The organism is Kineosporia rhizophila, assembly GCF_021277265.1.
GTDB classification, from domain to species: domain Bacteria; phylum Actinomycetota; class Actinomycetes; order Actinomycetales; family Kineosporiaceae; genus Kineosporia; species Kineosporia rhizophila.
On the sequence record NZ_JAJSOH010000010.1, the window covers coordinates 208,729 to 228,829 of the forward strand.

At 70.6% G+C, this 20,101-nt stretch carries 17 protein-coding genes; 6 read left to right on the forward strand and 11 right to left on the reverse strand.

The window, feature by feature from the left end:
* Positions 1 to 12 precede the first annotated feature (12 nt).
* From LWF15_RS17095 to LWF15_RS17110, 4 genes are read right to left on the reverse strand one after another with little or no spacing between them, the layout of a single operon-like run.
* Positions 13 to 1,035, reverse strand: a complete 1,023-nt coding sequence (locus LWF15_RS17095) for a LacI family DNA-binding transcriptional regulator (RefSeq protein WP_232811828.1) — start codon at positions 1,033 to 1,035, stop codon at positions 13 to 15.
* 14 nt (positions 1,036 to 1,049) lie between these two features.
* The gene (locus LWF15_RS17100; RefSeq protein WP_232811829.1) at positions 1,050 to 1,925 is read right to left on the reverse strand and encodes a carbohydrate ABC transporter permease; all 876 of its coding nucleotides are present in this window, start codon (positions 1,923 to 1,925) and stop codon (positions 1,050 to 1,052) included.
* Positions 1,922 to 2,899 (reverse strand): carbohydrate ABC transporter permease, encoded by a 978-nt coding sequence (locus LWF15_RS17105; protein ID WP_232811830.1) that lies wholly within the window; start codon positions 2,897 to 2,899, stop codon positions 1,922 to 1,924. The genes LWF15_RS17100 and LWF15_RS17105 overlap by 4 nt, the downstream gene beginning before the upstream one ends.
* A 45-nt stretch (positions 2,900 to 2,944) precedes the next feature.
* Entirely contained in the window at positions 2,945 to 4,276 is a 1,332-nt protein-coding gene (locus tag LWF15_RS17110; RefSeq protein ID WP_232811831.1) for an ABC transporter substrate-binding protein, read from the reverse strand.
* 305 nt (positions 4,277 to 4,581) lie between these two features.
* Between LWF15_RS17110 and LWF15_RS17115 the strand changes: the two genes are divergently transcribed.
* Positions 4,582 to 6,594: a beta-galactosidase gene (locus tag LWF15_RS17115; RefSeq protein WP_232811832.1), complete on the forward strand. Its 2,013-nt coding sequence runs from the start codon at positions 4,582 to 4,584 to the stop codon at positions 6,592 to 6,594.
* Between the two features lie 54 nt (positions 6,595 to 6,648).
* Here LWF15_RS17115 and LWF15_RS36500 read toward each other — a convergent pair whose 3' ends face one another.
* Entirely contained in the window at positions 6,649 to 7,581 is a 933-nt protein-coding gene (locus tag LWF15_RS36500) for a calcium-binding protein (protein WP_269810306.1), read from the reverse strand.
* 122 nt (positions 7,582 to 7,703) lie between these two features.
* Between LWF15_RS36500 and LWF15_RS17125 the strand changes: the two genes are divergently transcribed.
* Positions 7,704 to 9,311, forward strand: a complete 1,608-nt coding sequence (locus LWF15_RS17125; protein WP_232811833.1) for a sensor histidine kinase — start codon at positions 7,704 to 7,706, stop codon at positions 9,309 to 9,311.
* On the forward strand, positions 9,308 to 10,036 hold the full coding sequence (locus tag LWF15_RS17130) for a response regulator (protein ID WP_232811834.1): 729 nt from the start codon (positions 9,308 to 9,310) through the stop codon (positions 10,034 to 10,036). The genes LWF15_RS17125 and LWF15_RS17130 overlap by 4 nt, the downstream gene beginning before the upstream one ends.
* A 3-nt stretch (positions 10,037 to 10,039) precedes the next feature.
* Here the strand turns inward: LWF15_RS17130 and LWF15_RS17135 are convergent, their stop codons facing one another.
* Complete coding sequence (locus tag LWF15_RS17135; protein ID WP_232811835.1) at positions 10,040 to 11,023, reverse strand: Clp protease N-terminal domain-containing protein; 984 nt, start codon at positions 11,021 to 11,023, stop codon at positions 10,040 to 10,042.
* A 120-nt stretch (positions 11,024 to 11,143) separates the two neighbouring features.
* On the opposite strand from LWF15_RS17135, the gene LWF15_RS17140 reads away from it, so the two are divergent.
* A complete protein-coding gene (locus LWF15_RS17140) occupies positions 11,144 to 12,124 on the forward strand; it encodes a TerC family protein (protein ID WP_232811836.1) in 981 nt (326 codons plus the stop codon).
* Here LWF15_RS17140 and LWF15_RS17145 read toward each other — a convergent pair whose 3' ends face one another.
* Entirely contained in the window at positions 12,125 to 12,496 is a 372-nt protein-coding gene (locus LWF15_RS17145) for a hypothetical protein (protein ID WP_232811837.1), read from the reverse strand. It abuts the gene before it with no gap.
* Positions 12,497 to 12,593: 97 nt separating this feature from the next.
* Positions 12,594 to 14,240, reverse strand: a complete 1,647-nt coding sequence (locus tag LWF15_RS17150; RefSeq protein ID WP_232811838.1) for a sensor histidine kinase — start codon at positions 14,238 to 14,240, stop codon at positions 12,594 to 12,596.
* 115 nt (positions 14,241 to 14,355) lie between these two features.
* On the opposite strand from LWF15_RS17150, the gene LWF15_RS17155 reads away from it, so the two are divergent.
* On the forward strand, positions 14,356 to 15,342 hold the full coding sequence (locus tag LWF15_RS17155) for a Clp protease N-terminal domain-containing protein (protein ID WP_232811839.1): 987 nt from the start codon (positions 14,356 to 14,358) through the stop codon (positions 15,340 to 15,342).
* Here the strand turns inward: LWF15_RS17155 and LWF15_RS17160 are convergent.
* Together LWF15_RS17160 and LWF15_RS17165 are read right to left on the reverse strand one after the other, a co-directional pair.
* Complete coding sequence (locus LWF15_RS17160; protein WP_232811840.1) at positions 15,339 to 15,884, reverse strand: hypothetical protein; 546 nt, start codon at positions 15,882 to 15,884, stop codon at positions 15,339 to 15,341. The genes LWF15_RS17155 and LWF15_RS17160 overlap by 4 nt on opposite strands.
* The gene (locus tag LWF15_RS17165) at positions 15,881 to 16,387 is read right to left on the reverse strand and encodes a flavin reductase family protein (protein ID WP_232811841.1); all 507 of its coding nucleotides are present in this window, start codon (positions 16,385 to 16,387) and stop codon (positions 15,881 to 15,883) included. Before LWF15_RS17165 ends, LWF15_RS17160 begins: the two co-directional genes overlap by 4 nt.
* 118 nt (positions 16,388 to 16,505) lie before the next feature.
* Between LWF15_RS17165 and LWF15_RS17170 the strand changes: the two genes are divergently transcribed.
* Positions 16,506 to 19,340: a methyl-accepting chemotaxis protein gene (locus LWF15_RS17170; RefSeq protein WP_232811842.1), complete on the forward strand. Its 2,835-nt coding sequence runs from the start codon at positions 16,506 to 16,508 to the stop codon at positions 19,338 to 19,340.
* On the opposite strand, the gene LWF15_RS17175 is transcribed toward LWF15_RS17170, so the two are convergent.
* On the reverse strand, positions 19,341 to 20,099 hold the full coding sequence (locus tag LWF15_RS17175; RefSeq protein WP_232811843.1) for an arginase family protein: 759 nt from the start codon (positions 20,097 to 20,099) through the stop codon (positions 19,341 to 19,343).
* Between the last annotated feature and the right edge of the window lie 2 nt (positions 20,100 to 20,101).

Below are 20,101 nucleotides of genomic sequence, written 5' to 3' on the forward strand. Positions count from 1 at the left end.
GTTCAGGTGAAGTCAGGTGGAGGAGCGCTGGATCAGCGTAGAGGGCAGGAACATCGAGGCGGCTCCCTCGCCCTCGATCCGGCCCAGCAGCAGACGCACCATCTCCCGGCTGATCCGCTCGAACGGCTGGCGCATGGTGGTCAGGCCCGGGTCGAGGTGCTCGGCCACGCCCGCGTCGTCGAACCCGCCCACCCGTACGTCCTGCGGAATGCGCCGGCCCGCCTCGCGCAGCACCGCACAGGCCCCGGCGGCCATCAGGTCGGAGGCCACGAACACCCCGTCCAGATCGGGCACCCGCTCCAGCAGGGCCCGCATCCCGGCCTCACCGCTGAGCCGCGAGTAGTCGCCGTGCACGATGAGTTCCGGGCGGACCGGCAGCCCGGCCGCCACCAGGGCCTGCTTGTAACCCTCCAGCCGCTGGAACCCACCGGGCGTGTCCATCTGCCCGGTGATGTGCGCGATGGTGCGGGCGCCGCGGGCGATCAGGTGGCTGGTCATCTGCCGGCCACCGTCGAGGTCGTCGGCGCCGACCATGCTGATCCGCGACTCCAGGCCGGGGAACCGCCCGCACACCACCGTCGGTACCCCGGTGGCCAGGAGCTCCTCGGCCACCGGGTCGACGGCGTGGCTGGAGACCAGCAGCACCCCGTCGACGTGCCGGGCCGAGACGTAGCCGACCGCCCGCTCCCGGTCGGCCGGGGTGCCCGCGGTGACCAGGGTGAGCAGGATGCCGTGCTCGGCCAGGGCCCGGGTGCAGCCGCTCATCAGGCGGGCGAACGTCGGGTCCTCGAACAGGATGTGCTGGGGCTCGCTGAGCAGGAAGGCGACCGTGTTGGAGCGGCCCAGGGCGAGGGTCCGGGCGGCGTGGTTGGCGGTGTACCCGGTCTCGGCGATCGCCCGGGCCACCGCGTCCATCGCCTCCGGGCTGACCCGCTCGCCCCCGTTGAGGAACCGCGAGACGGTGCCTCGGGAAACCCCCGCGACGCTGGCCACGTCGCGGATGGTGGGGCGCTTGTCGCCCGGTCTGAGCTGCACGTCGGAAGGCTACTTCAGCTCTTCACGGCGCCGGCGGCCAGATCGACCTGCCAGAACCGCTGCAGCAACAGGAACAGCGCCAGCAGGGGCAGGATCGACAGCAGCGCTCCCGGGATCACCAGCGCGTACATGGCCGGCTGCTGGGCCCCCTGGTTGAGCAGACCGGACAGGCCCACGGTGACCGGGAACAGCTTGTCGTCGCCGAGCATCACGTAGGGCAGCAGGAAGTTGTTCCAGATCGCCACGAACTGGAACAGGAACACCGTGACCAGGCCGGGCACCATCATCGGGAGCACCACCGAGCGGAACACCCGCCAGTCCTTGGCGCCGTCGGTGCGGGCCGCCTCGATCACCTCGTCCGGCACCGCGGCGGACACGTAGATCCGCGCCAGGTAGATGCCGTAGGGGCTGATGATGCTGGGCAGCAGGACGGCCCAGTAGGTGTTCGTCAGGCCGAGTTTCGCGAACAGCAGGTACTGCGGCACGGCCAGGATCACGCCGGGCACCAGCACGCCGGCCAGCAGGATGTTGAACAGGGCGGCGCGGCCGGGGAAGCGGTACTTGGCCATCGCGTAGCCGGCCATCGCCGAGACCAGGGTGGAGAGCGCGGCACCGACCCCGGCGTACAGCGCGGTGTTGGCCATCCAGCGCCAGAACAGCCCGTCGCGGTAGGCCGTCAGGTCGGCGATGTTGCTGAACAGGCTGCCGCCGGGGGCGTAGGTGAAGGTGGAGAACAGCTCGTTGGAGGCCTTGCTGGAGGCCATCAGCACCCAGACCACCGGGATCAGGCAGTAGATCGCGCCGACCACCAGGATGCCGGTGCCGAACACACTCGGCCTCTGCTGGGCGGTACGGGGTTTCGGGGTACCCGCCAGGGTGACGGTGCTCATCGGTTCTCCTCCTGGGCGAAGGCTCGCTTCTGCACCAGGCGCAGGAAGCCGAAGGACAGCACGAACGTGGCCACGGCGAGCACCACCGAGGTGGCCGAGGCGGCGTAGATGTCGTTACGGGTGAACGCGTCCCGGTAGATCATCATCAACGGGCTCCAGCTGGTGGAGATGTTGTTGGTCAGCGGGCGCAGCACGGTGGGCTCGGCGAACACCTGCAGGGTGGTGATCATCCCGAAGACCGAGGTCATGATCAGCGAGGGGACGATGATCGGGACCTTGATCCGCCAGGCGATCTGCAGCTCGGAACAGCCGTCGATCCGGGCCGCCTCGTACAGCTCGGAGGGGATCGAGCGCAGTGCGGTGTAGAGCACGATCATGTTGAAGCCGACGCCGCCCCAGACCGCGATGTTGGCGATCGCGAACAGCACCAGGCCGGGCGCCATCGGCTCGGGCAGGGTGAGGTCCACCTGCTCGGCGGCGTAGTTGAAGGGGCTGACCGCCGGCAGGTAGAGGAAGCCCCACAGCAGCGAGGAGATCACCGCCGGAACCGCGTAGGGCATGAAGATGACCAGGCGGGCGAAGCGCCGGGCCCGCACCCGCACCGAGTCCAGCAGCAGGGCGAAGAGCAGGGCCAGGCCGAGCATCACCGGGATCACGACCAGGCCGTAGCCGAGCACCCGCAGCACGCTGGACAGGAAGTCCGGGTCGGAGAGGGTGCGGCCGTAGTTGGACAGCCCGCCCCAGACCTCGGTGCGGGCCCCGGGCCCGAGTCCCAGACCCTCGACCTTCACCGTACGCAGGCTGAGATAAGCCGTGTACAGGATGGGGACGGCGATCGAGAACACGAACAGGGCGACGGCGGGCAGCATGAACACGTACGGGGCCCGGGGGACCCGGATCCGCCGCCGGCCGGGCGGTGGGTCGGGAACCCGTTCGGGTACCACGCTCGTGCGGTCGTTGGTCACGCTGGTCATCGTCGACTCCTGCTCATCGGGCCCGGGACTGTGCCGACCGGGTTCTTACTTGACGTTGAACCCGTTGGCCTTGAGGTCGTCCAGCGTCTGGGTCTGCATGGTGGTCAGCGCCTCGGCGAAGGAACTGGCCTTCTTCGCGGTGGCCGCCTTGCCGAAGGCGTCGTTGAAGGCGCTGTAGGCGACGTTGGTGTTCGGGCCGTAGGTGAAGCTGTTCACGGTGCCCGCCACCGAACCGGCGATGTCGTAGAAGTCGGCCTGGCTCTTGAAGAACGCCGGCGGCTCGGTCAGCGCGGCGCCCGAGTTGACGGTGTCGGCCGGGTAGACGTTGCTGATGCTGGCGAGCGCCTTGACCCCCTCCGGGCTGGTGTTCAGCCAGGTGGCGAACTCGGCGGCAGCGGCCTTGTTCTCGGACTGGGAGGTGACCGCCGTGGCCGAACCGCCCCAGGCGCCGGTGACGTTCTCGCCCGCGCTCCACTGCGGGATCGGGGCGACCTTCCACTTGCCCTCGGTGTCGGCGGCGTTGCCGGCCAGCACGCCCGGCGCCCAGACCGCACTGACCCAGCCCACCTGAGAACCGTCGTTCAGGGCGGCGTTCCAGGCCGGGGTGTACATCGGGGTGTTGTCGATGACGCCCTCCTCGACCAGACCGCCCCAGTACTGGGCGACCTTCTTCGAGGGCTCGGAGTCGATCGCGACGCTCCAGGCGTCACCGTCGATGCCCCACCAGCTGGCCCCGGCCTGCTGGGTGAGACCGGCGAACAGGCCGGCGTCGTTGGCCGAGAAGGTACCGAGGAACTTCTTCGGGTCGTCCTCGTTGATCTTCCGCGCCGCCTCGGCGTACTCGTCCCAGGTCTTGGGCACCTCAAGGCCCAGCTTCTCGAACACGTCGGCGCGGTAGTAGAACATCAGCGGGGCGGCGTCCTGGGGCACCGCGTAGACCGCGTCGGTGCCCAGAGTGACCGCGTTCCAGGTGCCTTCGGCGAAGTGACCCTTCACGTCGTCGCCCAGCTGGCCCTTGATGTCGGCCAGGGCGCCGGCGCCCACCATGGTCGGGATCGCCTGGTACTCGGCCTGCATCACGTCGGGCGCGCCGCTGCCGGCCTTGATCGCGGTGAGCAGCTTGGTGACCGCGGGGTCGCCGCCGTCCTGCTTGTTGACGGTGACGTGGATGTCGGGGTGCGCCTGGTTGAAGACCTCGACGGTCTTGTCCATCTCCGGCGCCCACGACCAGAAGTTCAGCTCGACCTTCTCGCCGGGCTTGCGGGGCGCGTCACCGGTCTGGCTGTCGGCGTCGGAGTCCGAGGACCCGCCGCAGGCGCTCAGCAGCAGGGCGGAAAGGGTGAGGGTGACCAGACTGCCGCGCAGCGTTCGCCGCATGACGTCCTCCTTGCGAAGCATCAGCTTCGTCGTTGAAGCGGGCGGCGGCCGGTCGTGCGGCGCCGCGTGTGACCGGTCACAACGTGACATTGAAAAACGCCGGTGTCAACGTTTCGTCAGGTCACGAATTGGTCGCACGCATGCTCACCACCTGGGGCTTTGCCTCAGCGCAAATTCATGGGACCGTGCACACACGTCTCGTCGACCGGTCTGGTCGGCGCCGTGCGACGACGCGCCGACGAACAGTCCCGACGGCCTGCATCGCCGCACGTCGACGCGTGTCGTCTGCGAATGAGGGTGAGTTCATGAGCAACCAGAGCCTGCTCACGGAGGGCTGGCTGCCCGGGGTGCGGTCGCTGAGTTTCGGCGGGGACTACAACCCCGAGCAGTGGCCGGAAGAGGTCTGGGCCGAGGACCTGGAGCTGATGCGCCGGGCGGGCGTGAACCTGGTCAGCATCGGCATCTTCTCCTGGGGCCTGCTGGAACCGCGGCCGGGCGAGTTCGACTTCGGCTGGCTCGACCGGGTGATCGAGGGCCTGCACGGCGCCGGCATCCGGGTCGACCTGGGCACTCCCACCGTCGTTCCGCCGCAGTGGTTCTGGCAGCAGAACCCGCACGTGCGCCCGGTGATGCGCGACGGCACGGTGCTGGCCACCGCCTCCCGCGGCATCTGCTGCCCCTCGTCCCCCGAGTACGCCGAGGCCGCGGTGCGGATCACCACCGAGCTGGCCAGTCGTTACGGCGACCACCCGGCCCTTTCGCTCTGGCACGTGCACAACGAGTACGGCGCGCCCGTGTCCGAGTGCTACTGCGAGGTGAGCGCGGCCGCCTTCCGTGAATGGCTGCAGGCCCGGTACCAGACCCTGGAGGCGCTGAACCACGCCTGGGGCACGGCCTTCTGGGGCCAGACCTACGGCGAGTGGGCACAGGTGGGCGTGCCGGCCCAGTCGGCCACCACCTCGAACCCCGCGCACCGGCTGGACTTCGCCCGGTTCTCCAACGAAGAACTGCTCGGCTGCTTCACCCGCGAGCGCGACGTGCTGCACGAACTCTCGCCCGGCATCCCGGTGACCACCAACTTCATGGCCACCAACTGCCCGTCGATGGACCTGTGGAAGTGGTCGCGCGAGGTCGACGTGGTGGCCAACGACCACTACCTGACCGCGGCCGACCCGCGCAGCCAGGTGGGTCTGGCGCTGGACGCCGACCTGACCCGCTCACTGGCGGGCGGACGTCCGTGGATCCTGATGGAGCACTCCTCCTCGGCGGTGAACTGGCAGCCGCGCAACCTGGCCAAGGCGCCCGGCGAGATGGCCCGGAACTCGCTGAGCCACCTGGCCCGCGGGGCCGACGCCATCCTGTTCTTCCAGTGGCGGGCCTCCCGGCGGGGCGCCGAGAAGTTCCATTCGGCCATGCTTCCGCACGCCGGCGCCAACAGCCGGGTGTTCCAGGAGATCGTCCAGCTCGGCGCCGACCTCCAGGGCCTCGACGCGGTGCGGGGTTCGCAGGTGAAGGCCCAGGCCGCGATCCTCTGGGACTGGGAGTCGCTGTGGGCCCAGGACCTCGACTGGCGGCCCACCGTGGACCTTTTCCCACGCCAGCAGGTACGCGAGTACTACGAGCGGCTCTGGCGCGACAAGGTCACGGTCGACTTCGCCCACCCCACGGCCGACCTCAGCGCGTACCAGGTGGTGCTCGCCCCGGCCTCGTACCTGCTCACGGCCGAGGCGGTGGCCAACCTGACGGCCTACGTGGAGGGCGGCGGGCACCTGGTGGTCGGCCCGTTCTCCGGCGTGGTCGACCAGGACGACGCGGTGCACGAGGGCGGCTGGAACGGCGCGGTGCGAGACCTGCTGCAGGTCAGCGTGGAAGAGGTGCTGCCGCTGCCGGCCGACGGCCAGGTCACGCTGAGCGGCGACCTCAGGGGCAGCATCTGGACCGAGGACCTGCTCCCGCTCGAGGCCGAGACGGTGGTGGAGTACCTGGACGGCCCGGCCGCAGGGAAGGCCGCGGTCACCCGCCGCACCCTGGGCAGCGGCACCGCAACCTACGTTTCGACCGTTCTGGACCATGAGACGCTGACCGGCGTGCTCGACCCGGTGCTGAAGCTGGCCGGTGTCTCGGTGCAGCGCGAACTGCCCTGGGACCTGGAGCTGGTGTCCCGGCACGGGAACGAGGGCGCGGAGTACGTTTTCGCGATCAACCACGCCGCCACCCCGGTCGACCTGCCGGTGGCCGGCAGCGACCTGCTGACCGGTGAAAATGTCTCGGACAGCGCCAAGATCCCGGCCGGCGGGGTCCGGGTCCTCCGCCGCTAGAACAGCTGTGGCCCCCTGGTCCTTCGACCAGGGGGCCACACCATTCGGCGAGAACTACTGCTTGATCGTGTTCTTGCCCACCTTGTCGAAGAACTTGTCCTTGCCCAGGCCGCCGTTCAGCGTGTCGTCGCCCGGGCCACCGGCCAGGCTGTCGTCGCCACCGTTGCCCCAGAGCTTGTCGTTGCCCCGCTGGCCGCTGAGCCGGTCCTTGTCCGGGCCGCCGTGGAGCTCGTCGTTCCCGAGCCCGCCCTCGAGGGTGTCGATCCCGGCGCCGCCGTACAGGTACTGCTTGCTGCCGTAGCCCCGCAGGAAGTCGAAGCCGGCGTTGCCCCAGGCCCGGCCACCCTCGCCGCGCACATACAGGAAGTCGTTGCCCGACCCGCCCTCGATACGGGCCTGGTCGCCGATCTGGACGCCGCCCTTGATCGTGTCGGAGCCGGCCCCGCCCTGGACGATGCTGCCGTCCTCACTGCCCGCGCTGTCGTACTGGTCGTCACCGGCGCCGAGGTGGAACAGGTCGTTCTGGTAGGCGTCGTCGGTGCTGACCGTGAACTTCACCGAGTCGTTCTGGTCGCCGAGCCGGAAGTCGGTGACCGTGCCCGGGTTCTTGCCGTGCTGCATCCGCCAGTAGCAGACCAGGCGGGTCCGGTCGGTCTCCTCCCGGTGCTTGCAGACACCACTGTCGCCGACCGCCTCGATGACCACGTCGTCGTCGATCGTGTAGGTGTACGCCGAACTGCCGTAGGGGCCCTCGTCCTCGTAGAACGTCTCACCCTTGGTCACGACCAGGTTGTTGACCTGGCCCGGCAGCGCCTGGAAGTTCAGCTTGCCGTCGACGAACGAGACCGTGGCGGTGGGCTCCTGCGCGCTCGCGGAGTTGGTGAAGACCAGCGCGGCCCCACCCACCGCGAGAACACCGACGGCGACCGCCGCCGCCGTGATCAGACGCCGGCTCTTCTTCAGCGACATGGTTTTGGGACCCTCCATGGTTCCAGATGTTTCCCCGAGTGCGAGAAGCACTGTGACAGAACCGGCGAAGCCGGACACAGCGAACGGCGAAATGTGACCTGGCCCAACTTTCCCGGCCTGCCCACTAGGCTGTTCACCTGATGCCGACCCTGATCCGATCAGTGACCACCTGGTGGCGAGCGGTTCGTACCGCCGGCCGCGGCCGGGTGGTCTTCGAGTGCTGCCTGGCGCTGTTCTGCGCGCTCACCACCGCCTGGTCGGTGGTCGGCCTGATGCCCTGGACGTCGGACGGTCTGCAGATCGCGACCGCCCTGTTCACCGGTCTGGCCTCGCTCGTGCTGACCCCGCTGCGGCTGGTCCTTCCGGTCACCGCGCTGGTTCTCGGCTCGCTGATCAGCATTCCGGGTGGCGGCAGCTCACTGATCGTGAGCGTGCTGTCATTCTCGGTGGGCTACCGGGCAAAGAAGGCACTGGCGGTCACCTTCGGCTACCTCGTGTCCCTGATCGCCTGCACCGCCGGGCTGTTCGTCCAGGAGGCCGGCAACCCGGTCTTCAACATCCTGATCGCGATCGTGCTGTTCTGCTTCCTGAGCATCCTGCCCGGCGCGATCGCGGCCATCCTGGCCCAGCGCCGGCTGCTGGTGATGACGATGAACCAGCGCAACATCGAGCTGCACGAGCAGCAGCTGGTGGTGGCCGGGCAGGCCCAGTCGCGCGAGCGCAACCGGATCGCCGCCGAACTGCACGACTCGCTGGGCCACCGGCTCACGCTGATCTCGCTCTACGCCGGCGGACTGGCCCAGGCACCCAAGCCCGCCCTGAGCGCCCAGGCGAGCACCCCGTCCGCAATTGAGAGCCCGGAACGCCAGCAGGCCCTCGGCCTGCTGCGCGACACCTCGGCCCAGGCGATGGGCGAACTGCGGCAGATCCTCAAGGTTCTGCACCAGGACGGGCCGGCCGAGGGCGCGGGCCGCTCGATGCAGGAGGTCGAGCAGACGGTCGAGGCGGCCCGGCAGACCGGCACCGCGATCGAGCTGGTGCGTCTGGGCCACCCCCGTCCGCTGCCGATGCTGGCCGAGCACGCCGCCTACCGGGTCGTCCAGGAGGGCATCACCAACGCCCTGAAACACGCTCGGGGGGCGCCGGTCCGGGTCGAGGTGCGCTACGACGACGAGGCCCTGTTCATCGAGGTCCGCAACCGTCCCGGCCTGCCCTACGAGGGGCAGAGCACCGGGCAGGGGCTGCACGGGCTCACCGAGCGGGTCCGCCTGGCCGGTGGCGTGCTCTCGCACAGCCGGCTCGAGACGGGTGAGTTCCGGCTCGGCGCGGTGCTCCCCTACGACGCCGAGATCCCCGATCCCACACCGGTTGTCACCGGTGACTTCCGGCAGGAGATCCGGCGCACCAGCCGCCGGCAGAAGATCGGCCTGGTCGGGGTGGGGGTGACCGTCCTGGTCGCGATGTCCTCGTGCGTCGCCTCGATCGTGGTGGTCGGCGTGGACGAGCCGGTCGACCAGGGCGCGTTCCGCTCGATGCGCAAGGGCGACGACATGGAGCGGCTGCGCCACCTCCTGCCGGACGAGCCGATGTCGCAGCGCACCAAGGAGAACGGCGAGATCTGCCGGACCTACTCCGGCGACGGGCTCGAGAACACCGACGACGAGAACACCACGATCAACTACGAACTCTGCTTCCGGGACGAGATCCTGGTCAGCAAGCGGAAAGTGGAAGAGGAGCTTTTCCCATGAGCCAGCCGACCCCCGAGCCCACGGACCCGCAGGGGCCGATCCGGGTGCTCATCGCCGACGACGACGCGCTGGTGCGTGGCGGGATCCGGTTCGTGCTGTCGATGGTCGAGGGCATCGACGTGCTCTGGGAGGCCGGCGACGGCGCCGAGGCGATCACCGAGGCGCTGCGCCACCGCCCCGACGTGGTGCTGATGGACGTCCAGATGCCCGGCACCGACGGCCTGACCGCGCTGGTCAAGCTGCGTCAGGCGTGGCCCGAAGCGGTGGTCATCATCCTGACCACGTTCGGCGAGAGCGACTACGTCACCCGGGCCCTGGCCGGCGGCGCGGCCGGATTCCTGCTGAAGGACGCGGCCGCCGACGACCTGGCCCGGGCGATCCGGGCCGCCGCGAACGGCGACGCGTTCCTCTCCCCCGCGGTGACCCGCCAGCTGCTCGACGGGATGAGCACACCGGCGGCGGCGAGAACCGCCACCCCCGACGCGGCGCCGGGCATCGTGCTGCCCGAGTTCGCCGAGAAGGGCCTGGAGGAGCTCAGCGCCCGTGAGCGGGAGGTGCTGGTGCTGGTCGCCCAGGGCCTGTCCAACGCGGCCATCAGCTCCCAGCTGTGGATCAGCGAGGCCACGGTGAAGACCCACGTCAGCCGGGTGCTGACCAAGCTGGGCTGCGAGAACCGGGTGCAGGCGGCGCTGATCGCGCACCGGCTCGGCCTGGTCCAGAACTAGGCCCTAGGGAGCCCAGCACGGCACCGGGGTGAGGTCCGACGACACCCCGAGCTCCGCGAGCAGGCGGGCACTGCGGCTGCCGGGCACGCACAGCAGGCGCTCGAGGATCTGCCCGGTGTCCTTCGGCCAGTCGCCGAAGGCGGGCAGCGGCACCGCGTCCTTGCCCAGGTCGGTCGAGTCCATCACGGCCCGCACCCGGTCGTGGTCGACGCCGGCCGCCAGCAGGGCCTGCCCACCGCGGTAGCGGGGCTGGGCGTTGCCCACCAGGTGGGGGTAGGCCAGGGCCACCTCATGGGTGGTGAGCAGCGCCAGCAGGACGTCGTCCGTGGCCATCCGCCGGCCGCGGGCGGCGGCCAGCCGGTCGGCCTCCAGTCGCACCCAGAACACCGGCTCGGCGCCGAAGTCGTCGTTGGTCATCTTCAGGATGAAACGGCGCAGCCAGCCCATCATCCCGCGTCCCTGCGGCCGGTAGAGCTCCCGGCCCACCAGTGCGTCCCGGGTGCGGTGCAGGTCGACCGGCAGTCGCTCGTGGCGCACCGGGACCGATCCTTCGCGCAGGGCGTTCCGCACCTCGCCGATGTCGGCGCCGCACTCGGTGAGCACGCCCACGGCCCGGCTCTGGGAGTCGCCCAGCATCGCCAGCAGCACGTCGACCGGGGTGCGCTCGGCGCCCCCGTCGAGCGACGGCTGGGCCTGGGCCCGGTCCAGGGCCGCGGCCGCGGCGTCGGAGAACCGCGTGGGCTTCACCGTGCAGGTCAGCATGCGCTCGACCGCTCCGGGCTCCGGGGCCTCGGCCCGCACCGTCCGCTCGATCACCGAGGCGGTGATGTCGTAGGCGTCGAGCACCTCGGCCACCCGCGGCAGGCGGCGCATCCCCCGCAGCAGGTGATGCGTGCAGACGACCTCGTCCTCGTCGTCCGTGTACAGGAAGGCCCAGGCGAAGACGTGGTCGAAGTCGTCGGTACCGGGGAACGGGGTCGTCGTCATGGCCACGATCCTGCTGTTCCAGGCCGGTCACCGCGTCGCCCATCGGTCGCAGACGCCTTCGGAGCAGCCGTCCGCCGGAAGTAGTACAGGGCGGCCCCCGGTCTGCCGATCGACCCGTTCGTGGACGTACACCTCTACACCTGGGCCATCACCGCGGTCGTGCTGATCGCCGTGCTGGCCGTCGACGTGTTCGTGATCGGCCGCAACGTGCACGAACCGACGATGAAGGAGGCCGGGACCTTCGTCGGCATCGTGGTGGCCGCCGCGGTCGTCTTCGGGCTGGGGGTGTGGGCCACTGCGGGCGGCCGCTACGCCGGTGAGTTCTTCGCCGGGTGGCTGACCGAGTACAGCCTGTCGGTGGACAACCTGTTCATCTTCCTGATCATCATGTCCAAGCTGGCCGTGCCGCGGGAGCTGCAGCAGTACGCGCTCACCGTCGGCATCATCCTGGCGCTGATCTTCCGGGCCGTCTTCATCGCCGTCGGCGCCGCCGCGATCAGCCGGTTCTCCTGGGTGTTCTTCATCTTCGGGGCGTTCCTGGTCTACACCGCCTGGAAACTGGTCCTGGACTACCGTGCCCACGGCGACGAGGAGGAGAAGGACGCCGCCGACAACGCGCTGACCCGGTTCGTGAACCGACGCTTCCCCTCCACCGAGAACTTCGAGGGCCGGTCCCTGACCGTGGTGCGCGACGGCCGCCGCTACATCACCCCGATGATGTTCGTGATCATCGCCCTGGGCAGCACCGACCTGCTCTTCGCCCTGGACTCGATCCCGGCCATCTACGGCCTGACCCAGGAGCCGTACCTGGTCTTCACCGCGAACGTCTTCGCGCTGATGGGGCTGCGCCAGCTGTACTTCCTGATCGGCGGCCTGCTGCAGAAGCTGATCTACCTGTCGCTGGGCCTGTCGTTCATCCTGGCCTTCATCGGCGTCAAGCTCGTGCTGCACGCCATGCACGAGTACCACTGGGCCGACTGGGCCCCGTTCGGCGGCGAGATCCCGATCTGGCTCTCGCTCACCGTCATCATCGGCACGCTGGTGATCACCACGGTGGCCAGCCTGGCCGCGTCCAGCCGGGGGGCCGGCCCCCGCGAGTGATCAGCCGAGGCGCAGCAGGGCCTCGGCCATGGCCCGTTGGGGACCGGTGAGCGGCGGCTCGCCGGTCTCCAGGGCCCGCTGCACCGCCGTCCCCATCCCCGCGACGTCGCCGCGCAGCAGGTGCAGGCGAGCCCGGCGCAGGTGGGCCCAGGCGCTGTTCGGCGTGACCGCGAGCGCCTCGGCCATGTCGGCGTCGGCCTCCTCGTGCCGCCCGACCTGCGCCAGCGCCAGCGCCCGGTCGGAGCGGGCGGTGGCCTCGCGCCAGGCCTCGAGCGGCCCGGCACAGGCCCGGTCGAGGTCGTGCACCGGGTCATGCACCAGGTAGCCGGCTGCACCGCGGAGGCTCAGGGCTCCGTGCGACGTCGGATCCATTCGATGAAGGGTAATCAACACTCGCCGGATCGCTGAATCCTCCCCTTGGCCCAATTGCGTTCGGGCGCCTCGGGAATCTCAGGAGTTCACCCGGGTGTCAGTCCGGGATCTCCCAGAGGTCCTTGCTCACCAGCTTCCCGGCCAGGAAGCAGAACTCGAACTGGACCTCGGCGATGTTGCTGCCGACCGGTTCCACGTCGTCGCCGGCGACGAAGATCTCGCAGCTCTCCCCGTCGGCGCCGGTCTGCGGGTACCAGGGCGCCTCGGGAAGCCGGTCGCGCACCCGCCCCTCGGCGTCGCCCACCCGGACCGCGTCGAAGTCGGTCTGCGACACCGTCTCCTGCGGCACCGGGGCCAGGATCGAGCCGATGCACGAGCCCAGCGAGAGCACGATGGCCGAGACCACGGCGATCGCACCGATCCGCTGCCGGCGGGAGTTGCGGGCCATCTGCTGGGGGAAGTCGTCCTCGGCCGACGGAGCGGCGGCCGGCACCTCGGCCTGGTAGGGCAGGATGGCGCCGATCCGGAACCCGCTGTCCGACGGCGTCTCCCGACTGCCGGGGGTCTGCGGCACCAGGGGCCCCGAAGACAGCACCCCGCCGGCGAGCCGGACTCGCTCGGCCAGGCCGGCCAGCCCCTGTCCGGTGCTCTGCCCCTCGTAGGGGCGGCCCGGGCCGTTGCGCACCTCGACGAACAACGCGTCTTCGTCGTAGCGCACCTCCACCCGGATCGCGGCCCCTCCGGCGTGCTTCAGCGCGTTGGTCAGGCCCTCCTGAACGACCCGGTAGGCCGCGTGCTCGGCCATCAGCGGCAGCGGCCGGGGATCGCCGATCCGGGCCAGGTCGACCCGTGTCCCGGTGCCCCGCGCCGAGGCCACCGTCTCTTCCACCTCGGCCAGCGAGCGGCCCCCGCCGTCACCGTCGCCGTCCTGGTGCAGGATCTTCAGGATCTGCCGCAGCTCGCCCATCGCCTGGGCCGAGGTGTCGCGCAGCAGCGCCAGCGCCTGCTGGCGTTCCGGACTCTCGATTGAGGACGGGGTACTCGCCTCGGTGCCGATCGCGGACTTGGGTGCCTGGGCCAGTCCGCCGGCGTAGAGCGAGATCAGCGTGAGCCGGTGGCCCAGCGAGTCGTGCAGTTCGGCGGCGATCCGGTTGCGCTCGCGGGTCTGGGCCTGCCCCACCGCCAGCTTGCGCTCGGCGTGCAGTTGCTGATTGCGCTCGTGCATCGTGGTCAGCAGCAGCCGGCGCTGGGCCACCATGGCGGCGACCGCCCCCGGCAGCAGCACGAAGGAGCTGAACTCCATCAGGCCCAGCAGGAACGAGGTGAGCAGGGGGAAGCCGCTGACCCGGTAGATGCCGCCGACGCAGCCGACCAGCACGGTCAGGTAGGCGACCACGATCGGGACGGCCTGCCAGGACCGGTAGCCGACGGCGGCGCTGAGCGGCACCAGGGCCAGGCTGACCCCGCCCATCGGGATGGCCAGCAGACCGCAGATCATCAGCGCGCTCAGCGGGCGCACCAGCCGCAGCGGGATCAGGGTCACCGAGAGTACGAAGCCGAGCACCGCGTAGGCGATCGCCTCGGCCAGCGGGTCCTGCGGTGGGTCGTAGGTGAGCGAGAGGTGGATCACCGCCGTGCCCAGGCCGCAGAACAGCGCCAGACCGGCCTCGTAGGTGCGCCGCTGCCAGCTCGCCCGGCGCACGGCCTTGGCCGCGCTGATCACCAGATACCCGAATGTCCCCATCAGGCGGCCCAGCGTACTTCTCGGCCCGGGCCAGGGGGTATGACACTTTCGTCGCATTGTGGATTACGCCTGCCGACCGACGCGGTCCGGTCCGCCGCTGGGCCAGGCTCGGGTCATGACCACGGACCTTGCCCCGTTCCCGGCCGACCCCGCCCTCGTCTCTGCCTTCGGCCCGTTCTACGCCCTGGTCCCGGCCGTCGACACCCTGCGGATGCTCTCCACGCTGCTCAAGAACGAGCGGGTGGCGCAGTTCCTGGCCCCCTACGAGGTCACCTTCGCGGTGGTGATCCGCGACTTCGCCGCCCAGGACGAGGACCCGGCCCAGCAGGAGCCCGGCCGCACCGAGGTCACCGTGCCCGACCGCTGGGACGACGAGGCCCGGATCGGTTTCAGTACACCGATGCTGCAGGCGCTGGAGCGGTGCCGGCAGCAGCCGTCGCTCTCCGGGGCGGGCGACCGGCGCTCCCCGGTGGACCTGCTGGCCGCCATCCTGCAGGACCCGGGCTCACGGGCCGGCCGGAACCTGGCCGAGGTGGGCGTCGACGTGGCCGAACTGCGCGGGTCGCTGCTCGCCGGTGAGCCGGTGCAGCGGGCCGACGCGGTGCCCGTCGAGCTGCGCAGCACCCGCGAGGCCCTGCTCGGGCGCCGCAAGTACCGGCCGCGCGACCTGGGTCAGTTCTGGACCACGTTCTTCGTGCGCTTCTTCCCCCAGAACCCGGGGCACGCCCCCAGCCTGTGGGCCCGCCTCGAGGCCGGCGACCTGGCCGAGCGGCACGGCGGCCGGGTCCGCAGCGACGACCTGCTGCTGGCCATCCTGCGCACCCACGCCCTGGCCCAGCTCTACCCGCACATGATCGACGACTCGAAGGAGGACTCCCGGGCCGGGGAGATCCTGACCGCCGCCGGGCTGGACCACGTGCGGGTGCAGGCCGTGATCGAGAGCACCGACCTGGGCCAGGACGCGGTGCCGCTGCGCACCCAGCTGAAGAACTTCCCGGTGGGCACCACCGAGCTGCTGCGCCGGCTGCTGGCCGAGCCCGGCAACCGCGCGGTGCGGCTGCTGCGTGAGCTGGACGTGGACCCGGGCGCGCTGGACGTCTAGACGATCCGGAACCCTTGCGGGGAAAGGGTTCCGGCGGCGGCGAGCTCGTCCTCGGCCACCGTGACCAGGCAGGCGTTGCCCAGGGCCCGGGACAGGTGCGCGGCGATCTCGTCGCACTGTTCGGCGCCGACCGTGCCGTCCGGGGCGATCAGGGCCACCTCGAGCCGCTCCGGAAAGGTCCGCGCGGTGCCCGCGGCGACCGGCCCGGCGATCGCGATCCGGGTCACCGGCGGGCAGGTGGCGGCCACGTCGCGCAGCAGCGCGTCCAGCCGCGCGCCCTGGTCGGCCAGGTCGTACAGGGCCGGCCAGACGATGTTCTCGCGCACCAGGGTGACCTTCTCGGTCACCGGGAAGTCGACCAGCCCGAGCAGCGCCAGCCGGGTCGCCACCTTGACGAACTGGTCCGGCACGACCGCGGCGGACCGGGCCGCCACGAGCACCTCGACCTGGCTCTCACCGCGGGCGTGCCGCCGGGCCAGCTCCGACACCGTGCGCCCGGCCGCTCCGGGAAACAGCGTGGCGATCGGGTTCTCGAAGTTCACCGGGGTTCCGGCGCGGTGAACGTGCGGTAGGCGCGGTTCCAGTAGATCAGCGGCCCGGCGTCGGGCCCGAACGCGACCTCCGTCACCTCGGCCAGCACCAGCCATGACTCGCCGGCCGGGATCACCCGCGACGGACGTCCCCACATCACCACCGGGGCCGTCTTGAGCGTCGGGAGCCCCTCGACCTCCTCGACGAACCCCTGGTCGGCGGTGAACCGCTCGGCCCCGTGCCGGGCGAACGCGGCCGCCACCTCCAGGTCGTTCTCACCGAGGACGGTGACCGCCAGGCGTGAGCTCGAGGTCAGGGCTGCGCCCGCGGAGGTGGTGCGCCGCACCGAGAACGACAGCATCGGCGGGGTGGCGCTGACCGAGGCCAGGCTGGAGGCGGTGAGCCCGACCGGCCCGTCAGCGGTGGCGCAGGTCACCAGACTGACCCCCGAGGCGTGCAGCCGGAAACCGGCCCGGAAGCGCTCGCCGAGCGATGCGGCGGGTGCGGACGTCATGACGGGTTTCCTCCTGGTGCTGATTCCGTCAAGAACCTAGAACCTCAACTCGACTTGAGGTCAAGCTCTGTGCCCGGCATCACTCAACCCCGGGCCCGCCCGGGTCGAGACATCACCCGTGGGGCGTACCGAGGTGCTCGAGGTGGATGAGGCCGGGCTGACCGCTGCCTGTGTGGAGACGGTGCTGTCCGGTTTCCTGGTGCTGGCGGTGGAGACCGGCAGCGAACGGGTGGTCTCGGTGACCCCGCAGACCGCCGCCGCTCTCGGGGTCCCGGCCCAGGAGCTGGTCGGGGTGAGCGTGGAGGACCTGCTCGGGCAGGACCTGGCCGGGCTCCCGGCCCCGCAGCCCCGGCCGGGCTGGTCGTCGGTCGACCGGCCGCTGGCCCTGAGCACGGTCGGCACCGTGCGGGCGGTGCGGCTGGCCCACCGGGCCGAGACCGACGGGCGCACCCTGCTGATCTTCCGCGACCTCAGCGAGACCGTCGCCGCGATGGCCGAGTGGCAGGCCGAACTGCAGGCGCTGACCGAGGACACGCTGCAGATCGAGTTCACCACGGCCGGCGAGATCATCCAGGCCGACGCCCGGGCCCGGGCCCGGTTCGGCTACTCCGAGGACGAACTGACCGGGCGCCCGCACCAGATCCTCTGCGCCCCCGAGGAAGCCGACAGCGTCGCCCTGCACAACCTGTGGGCGCACGTCAGCACCGGGCACAGTGTGAGCGGGGTGTTCCGGCGCCGTGACCACGCCGGCGCCGCGGTCTGGCTGCGCGGGCACTACGTACCGATCCCCGGCCCGGACGGGCAGATCGACCGGGTCGTCCTGATCGCCCGGGACATCGACGGGGAGATGCGCCGCCAGACCGACCTGGAGGGCCGGGTCACCGCGATCGACCGCTCGCAGGCCGTGGTCGAGTTCGCCCTCGACGGCACGGTGACCGCGGCCAACGAGAACTTCCTGACGATCATGGACTACGACCGCGCCGAGGTGGTCGGCTTCCACCACCAGGTGTTCGTCGACCCCGAGTACGCGGCCTCGCCCGCCTACCAGGACTTCTGGGAACGTCTGCGGGCCGGGGAGTTCGTCTCCGGCGAGTTCCACCGGCTCGGCCGCGACGGCCGCGACATCTGGCTGCAGGCCACCTACAACCCGGTGCTGGACCCCGACGGCCGGCCCTGGAAGGTGATCAAGTACGCCCTCGACATCACCGCCGAGAAGAACCGCACGGCCGAGTTCGAGGGCAAGGTCTCGGCCATCGACCGCTCCCAGGCGGTGATCGAGTTCGGCCTGGACGGCACCGTTCTCGCCGCCAACGCCAACTTCCTCACGGTGATGGGCTACGGCCTCGACGAGGTGATCGGCCGGCCGCACCGGATGTTCCTGGCCGAGGACGAGGACCCGGTGGCCTACGAGGAGTTCTGGCGGCGGCTGCGCCGGGGCGAGTACGTCACCGGCGAGTTCCGGCGGCGCTCGCGCGACGGCGCCGACGTGTGGCTGCGGGCCACCTACAACCCGGTGCTGGACCCCGACGGCCGGCCCTGGAAGGTGGTCAAGTACGCCCTCGACGTCACCACCGACAAGAACCGCAACGCCGACTACGCCGGGAAACTGGCCGCCATCGACCGGTCCCAGCTGATGGTCGAGTTCGACACCCGGGGCCGGATCCTGGGCGCCAACCAGAACATGCTCGACCTGCTCGGTTACGCCGAGGACGAGCTCCTCGGCCAGCACCACCGGGTGCTGGTGCGCCCGGACGAGGCGAAGGCGCCCGGCTACCAGCTGTTCTGGGAGAACCTGGCGAAGGGCGAGTACGACAGCGGTGAGTACCGCCGGGTGGCCAAGGACGGGCGTGAGCTGTGGATCCGCGCCACCTACAACCCCGTGATCAACGCGGACGGACGTCCTTACAAGATCGTCAAGTTCGCGGTCGACGTGACCGGCGAGAAGCTGCGCAGCGTCGAGCTCTCCGGCCGGCTCGAGGCGATCGACCGGGCCCAGGCGGTGGCCGAGTTCGACCTCACCGGGCGGATCGTCGGGGCCAACGAGAACTTCCTGCGCACGATGGGGTACGGCAGCGACGAGATCGTCGGCCAGCCGCACAGCATGCTCTGCACCCGCGAGTACGTGACCTCGGCCGCCTACCGCGACTTCTGGGCCCGGCTGCGCCGGGGTGAGCTGATCTCCGGCCGGTTCCACCGCAAGGGCAAGTTCGGCCGGGACGTGTGGATCCAGGCCAGCTACAACCCGATCCTCGACCTGGACGGCAATCCGCTGCGGGTGATCAAGTACGCCTACGACGTGACCGGTTTCGTCGGCCTGCAGCACCGCCTGCAGGTGAAGAGCCGGGCGATGACGGAGACCGCGCAGCGCCTGACCGAGATCACCAGCACGGTGGCGGCCCGCTGCACCCGCTCGGACATGATGCTCAGCCAGGCCCACGACGAGGTGAACTCCGGCCACGCCACCGCCCCGGCCGCGATCGGCGCGTTCTCGCAGATCCAGCGCACCGCCAACCACATCGGCGAGGTCTCGCAGATCCTGGCCGACCTGGCCCGGCAGTCCAACGCGGCGGCGTTCACGCTGCAGGTGGAACTGGGCCGCGACAAGGTGGACAAGGAGAGCATCGCGGTGATCGTGGAGGAGGGCCGGCGCCTGGCCGACCGCTCCAGCCAGGCCGCGATGGAGATCACCCGGCTCGTCGAGGACGTCAAGCTCGAGGTCAACCAGGGCTACGACGCGGCCCGGCGCGGGGAGAGCGCGTTCGCCCGGGTCAGCGGCACGGTCGACCGGGCCCGCGAGAACGTCGAGAACGCCGCCGAACTGGTGCGCAGCCAGCAGGTCCTGGTGGCCGACGCGATCCGGCTGATCTCCGACCTGGAGGAGGGCGGCCCCGCCGCCGAGGGCGGCGAGGACACCGGCGAGAACCCGGAACCGATCGAGTCCCTGGACCCCTGATCAGGTCAGGTCGAGTATCTGGTTCACCAGGGCGGCGCGGGCCGCCGTGTGGTCGGGACCGGCCGGGTCGTGCCAGGGGCAGGCGATCTCCAGAGCCACCACCCGACCGGTGCTGAGGATCAGCGAAAGGGCCCGGAGGGTCTGCCCGGACGACGGACCACCCGGCACCGGGAACCTCAGGCCGGGAAGTTCGGCGCCGTCGATCACGTCCAGGTCGATGTGGACCAGGAGCGGCCCGGGCGGCAGATCGTTCACCGTCAGGTCGGGCACCGCCATCTGCCGTACCTCGCTGTCGCGCAGGTAGTCGCGCTCGGCCGGGTCGATGTCGCGGGCACCGACCAGAAGGCAGTTGCTCTCCGGCACCGGGCGCAGGCCGAGCGGCTCGCCCAGCTCGTCCCGGTCGCCGCCGATCAGCACGCGCAGCGATGTGCCCCCGATGTAGCCCGAGGTGGAGGAGGCCAGGGTGTGCAGGTCGGCATGCGCGTCGAACCAGACCACCGACGGATTCACCCCGGCGCGCTGCAGCCCGGCCAGGGTGCCCGCGGCGGCCAGGCAGTCGCCGGTCAGGACCTTCACCGGGCGTCCCTCCGGGGCCTGCGCCGTGACCTCGTCGGCCAGGGCCCCGAAAAGCCGCCGCACACGGTCCCACTGGCTCCCCGATCCCAAGGTGGGCACCACCCGACGCACGGGACCCGTGGGAGTGGGGAGGTTCTCGTCCGTAAGCAGTTCGTCCTGATGGAAGGGCACCAGAATCGTCATTC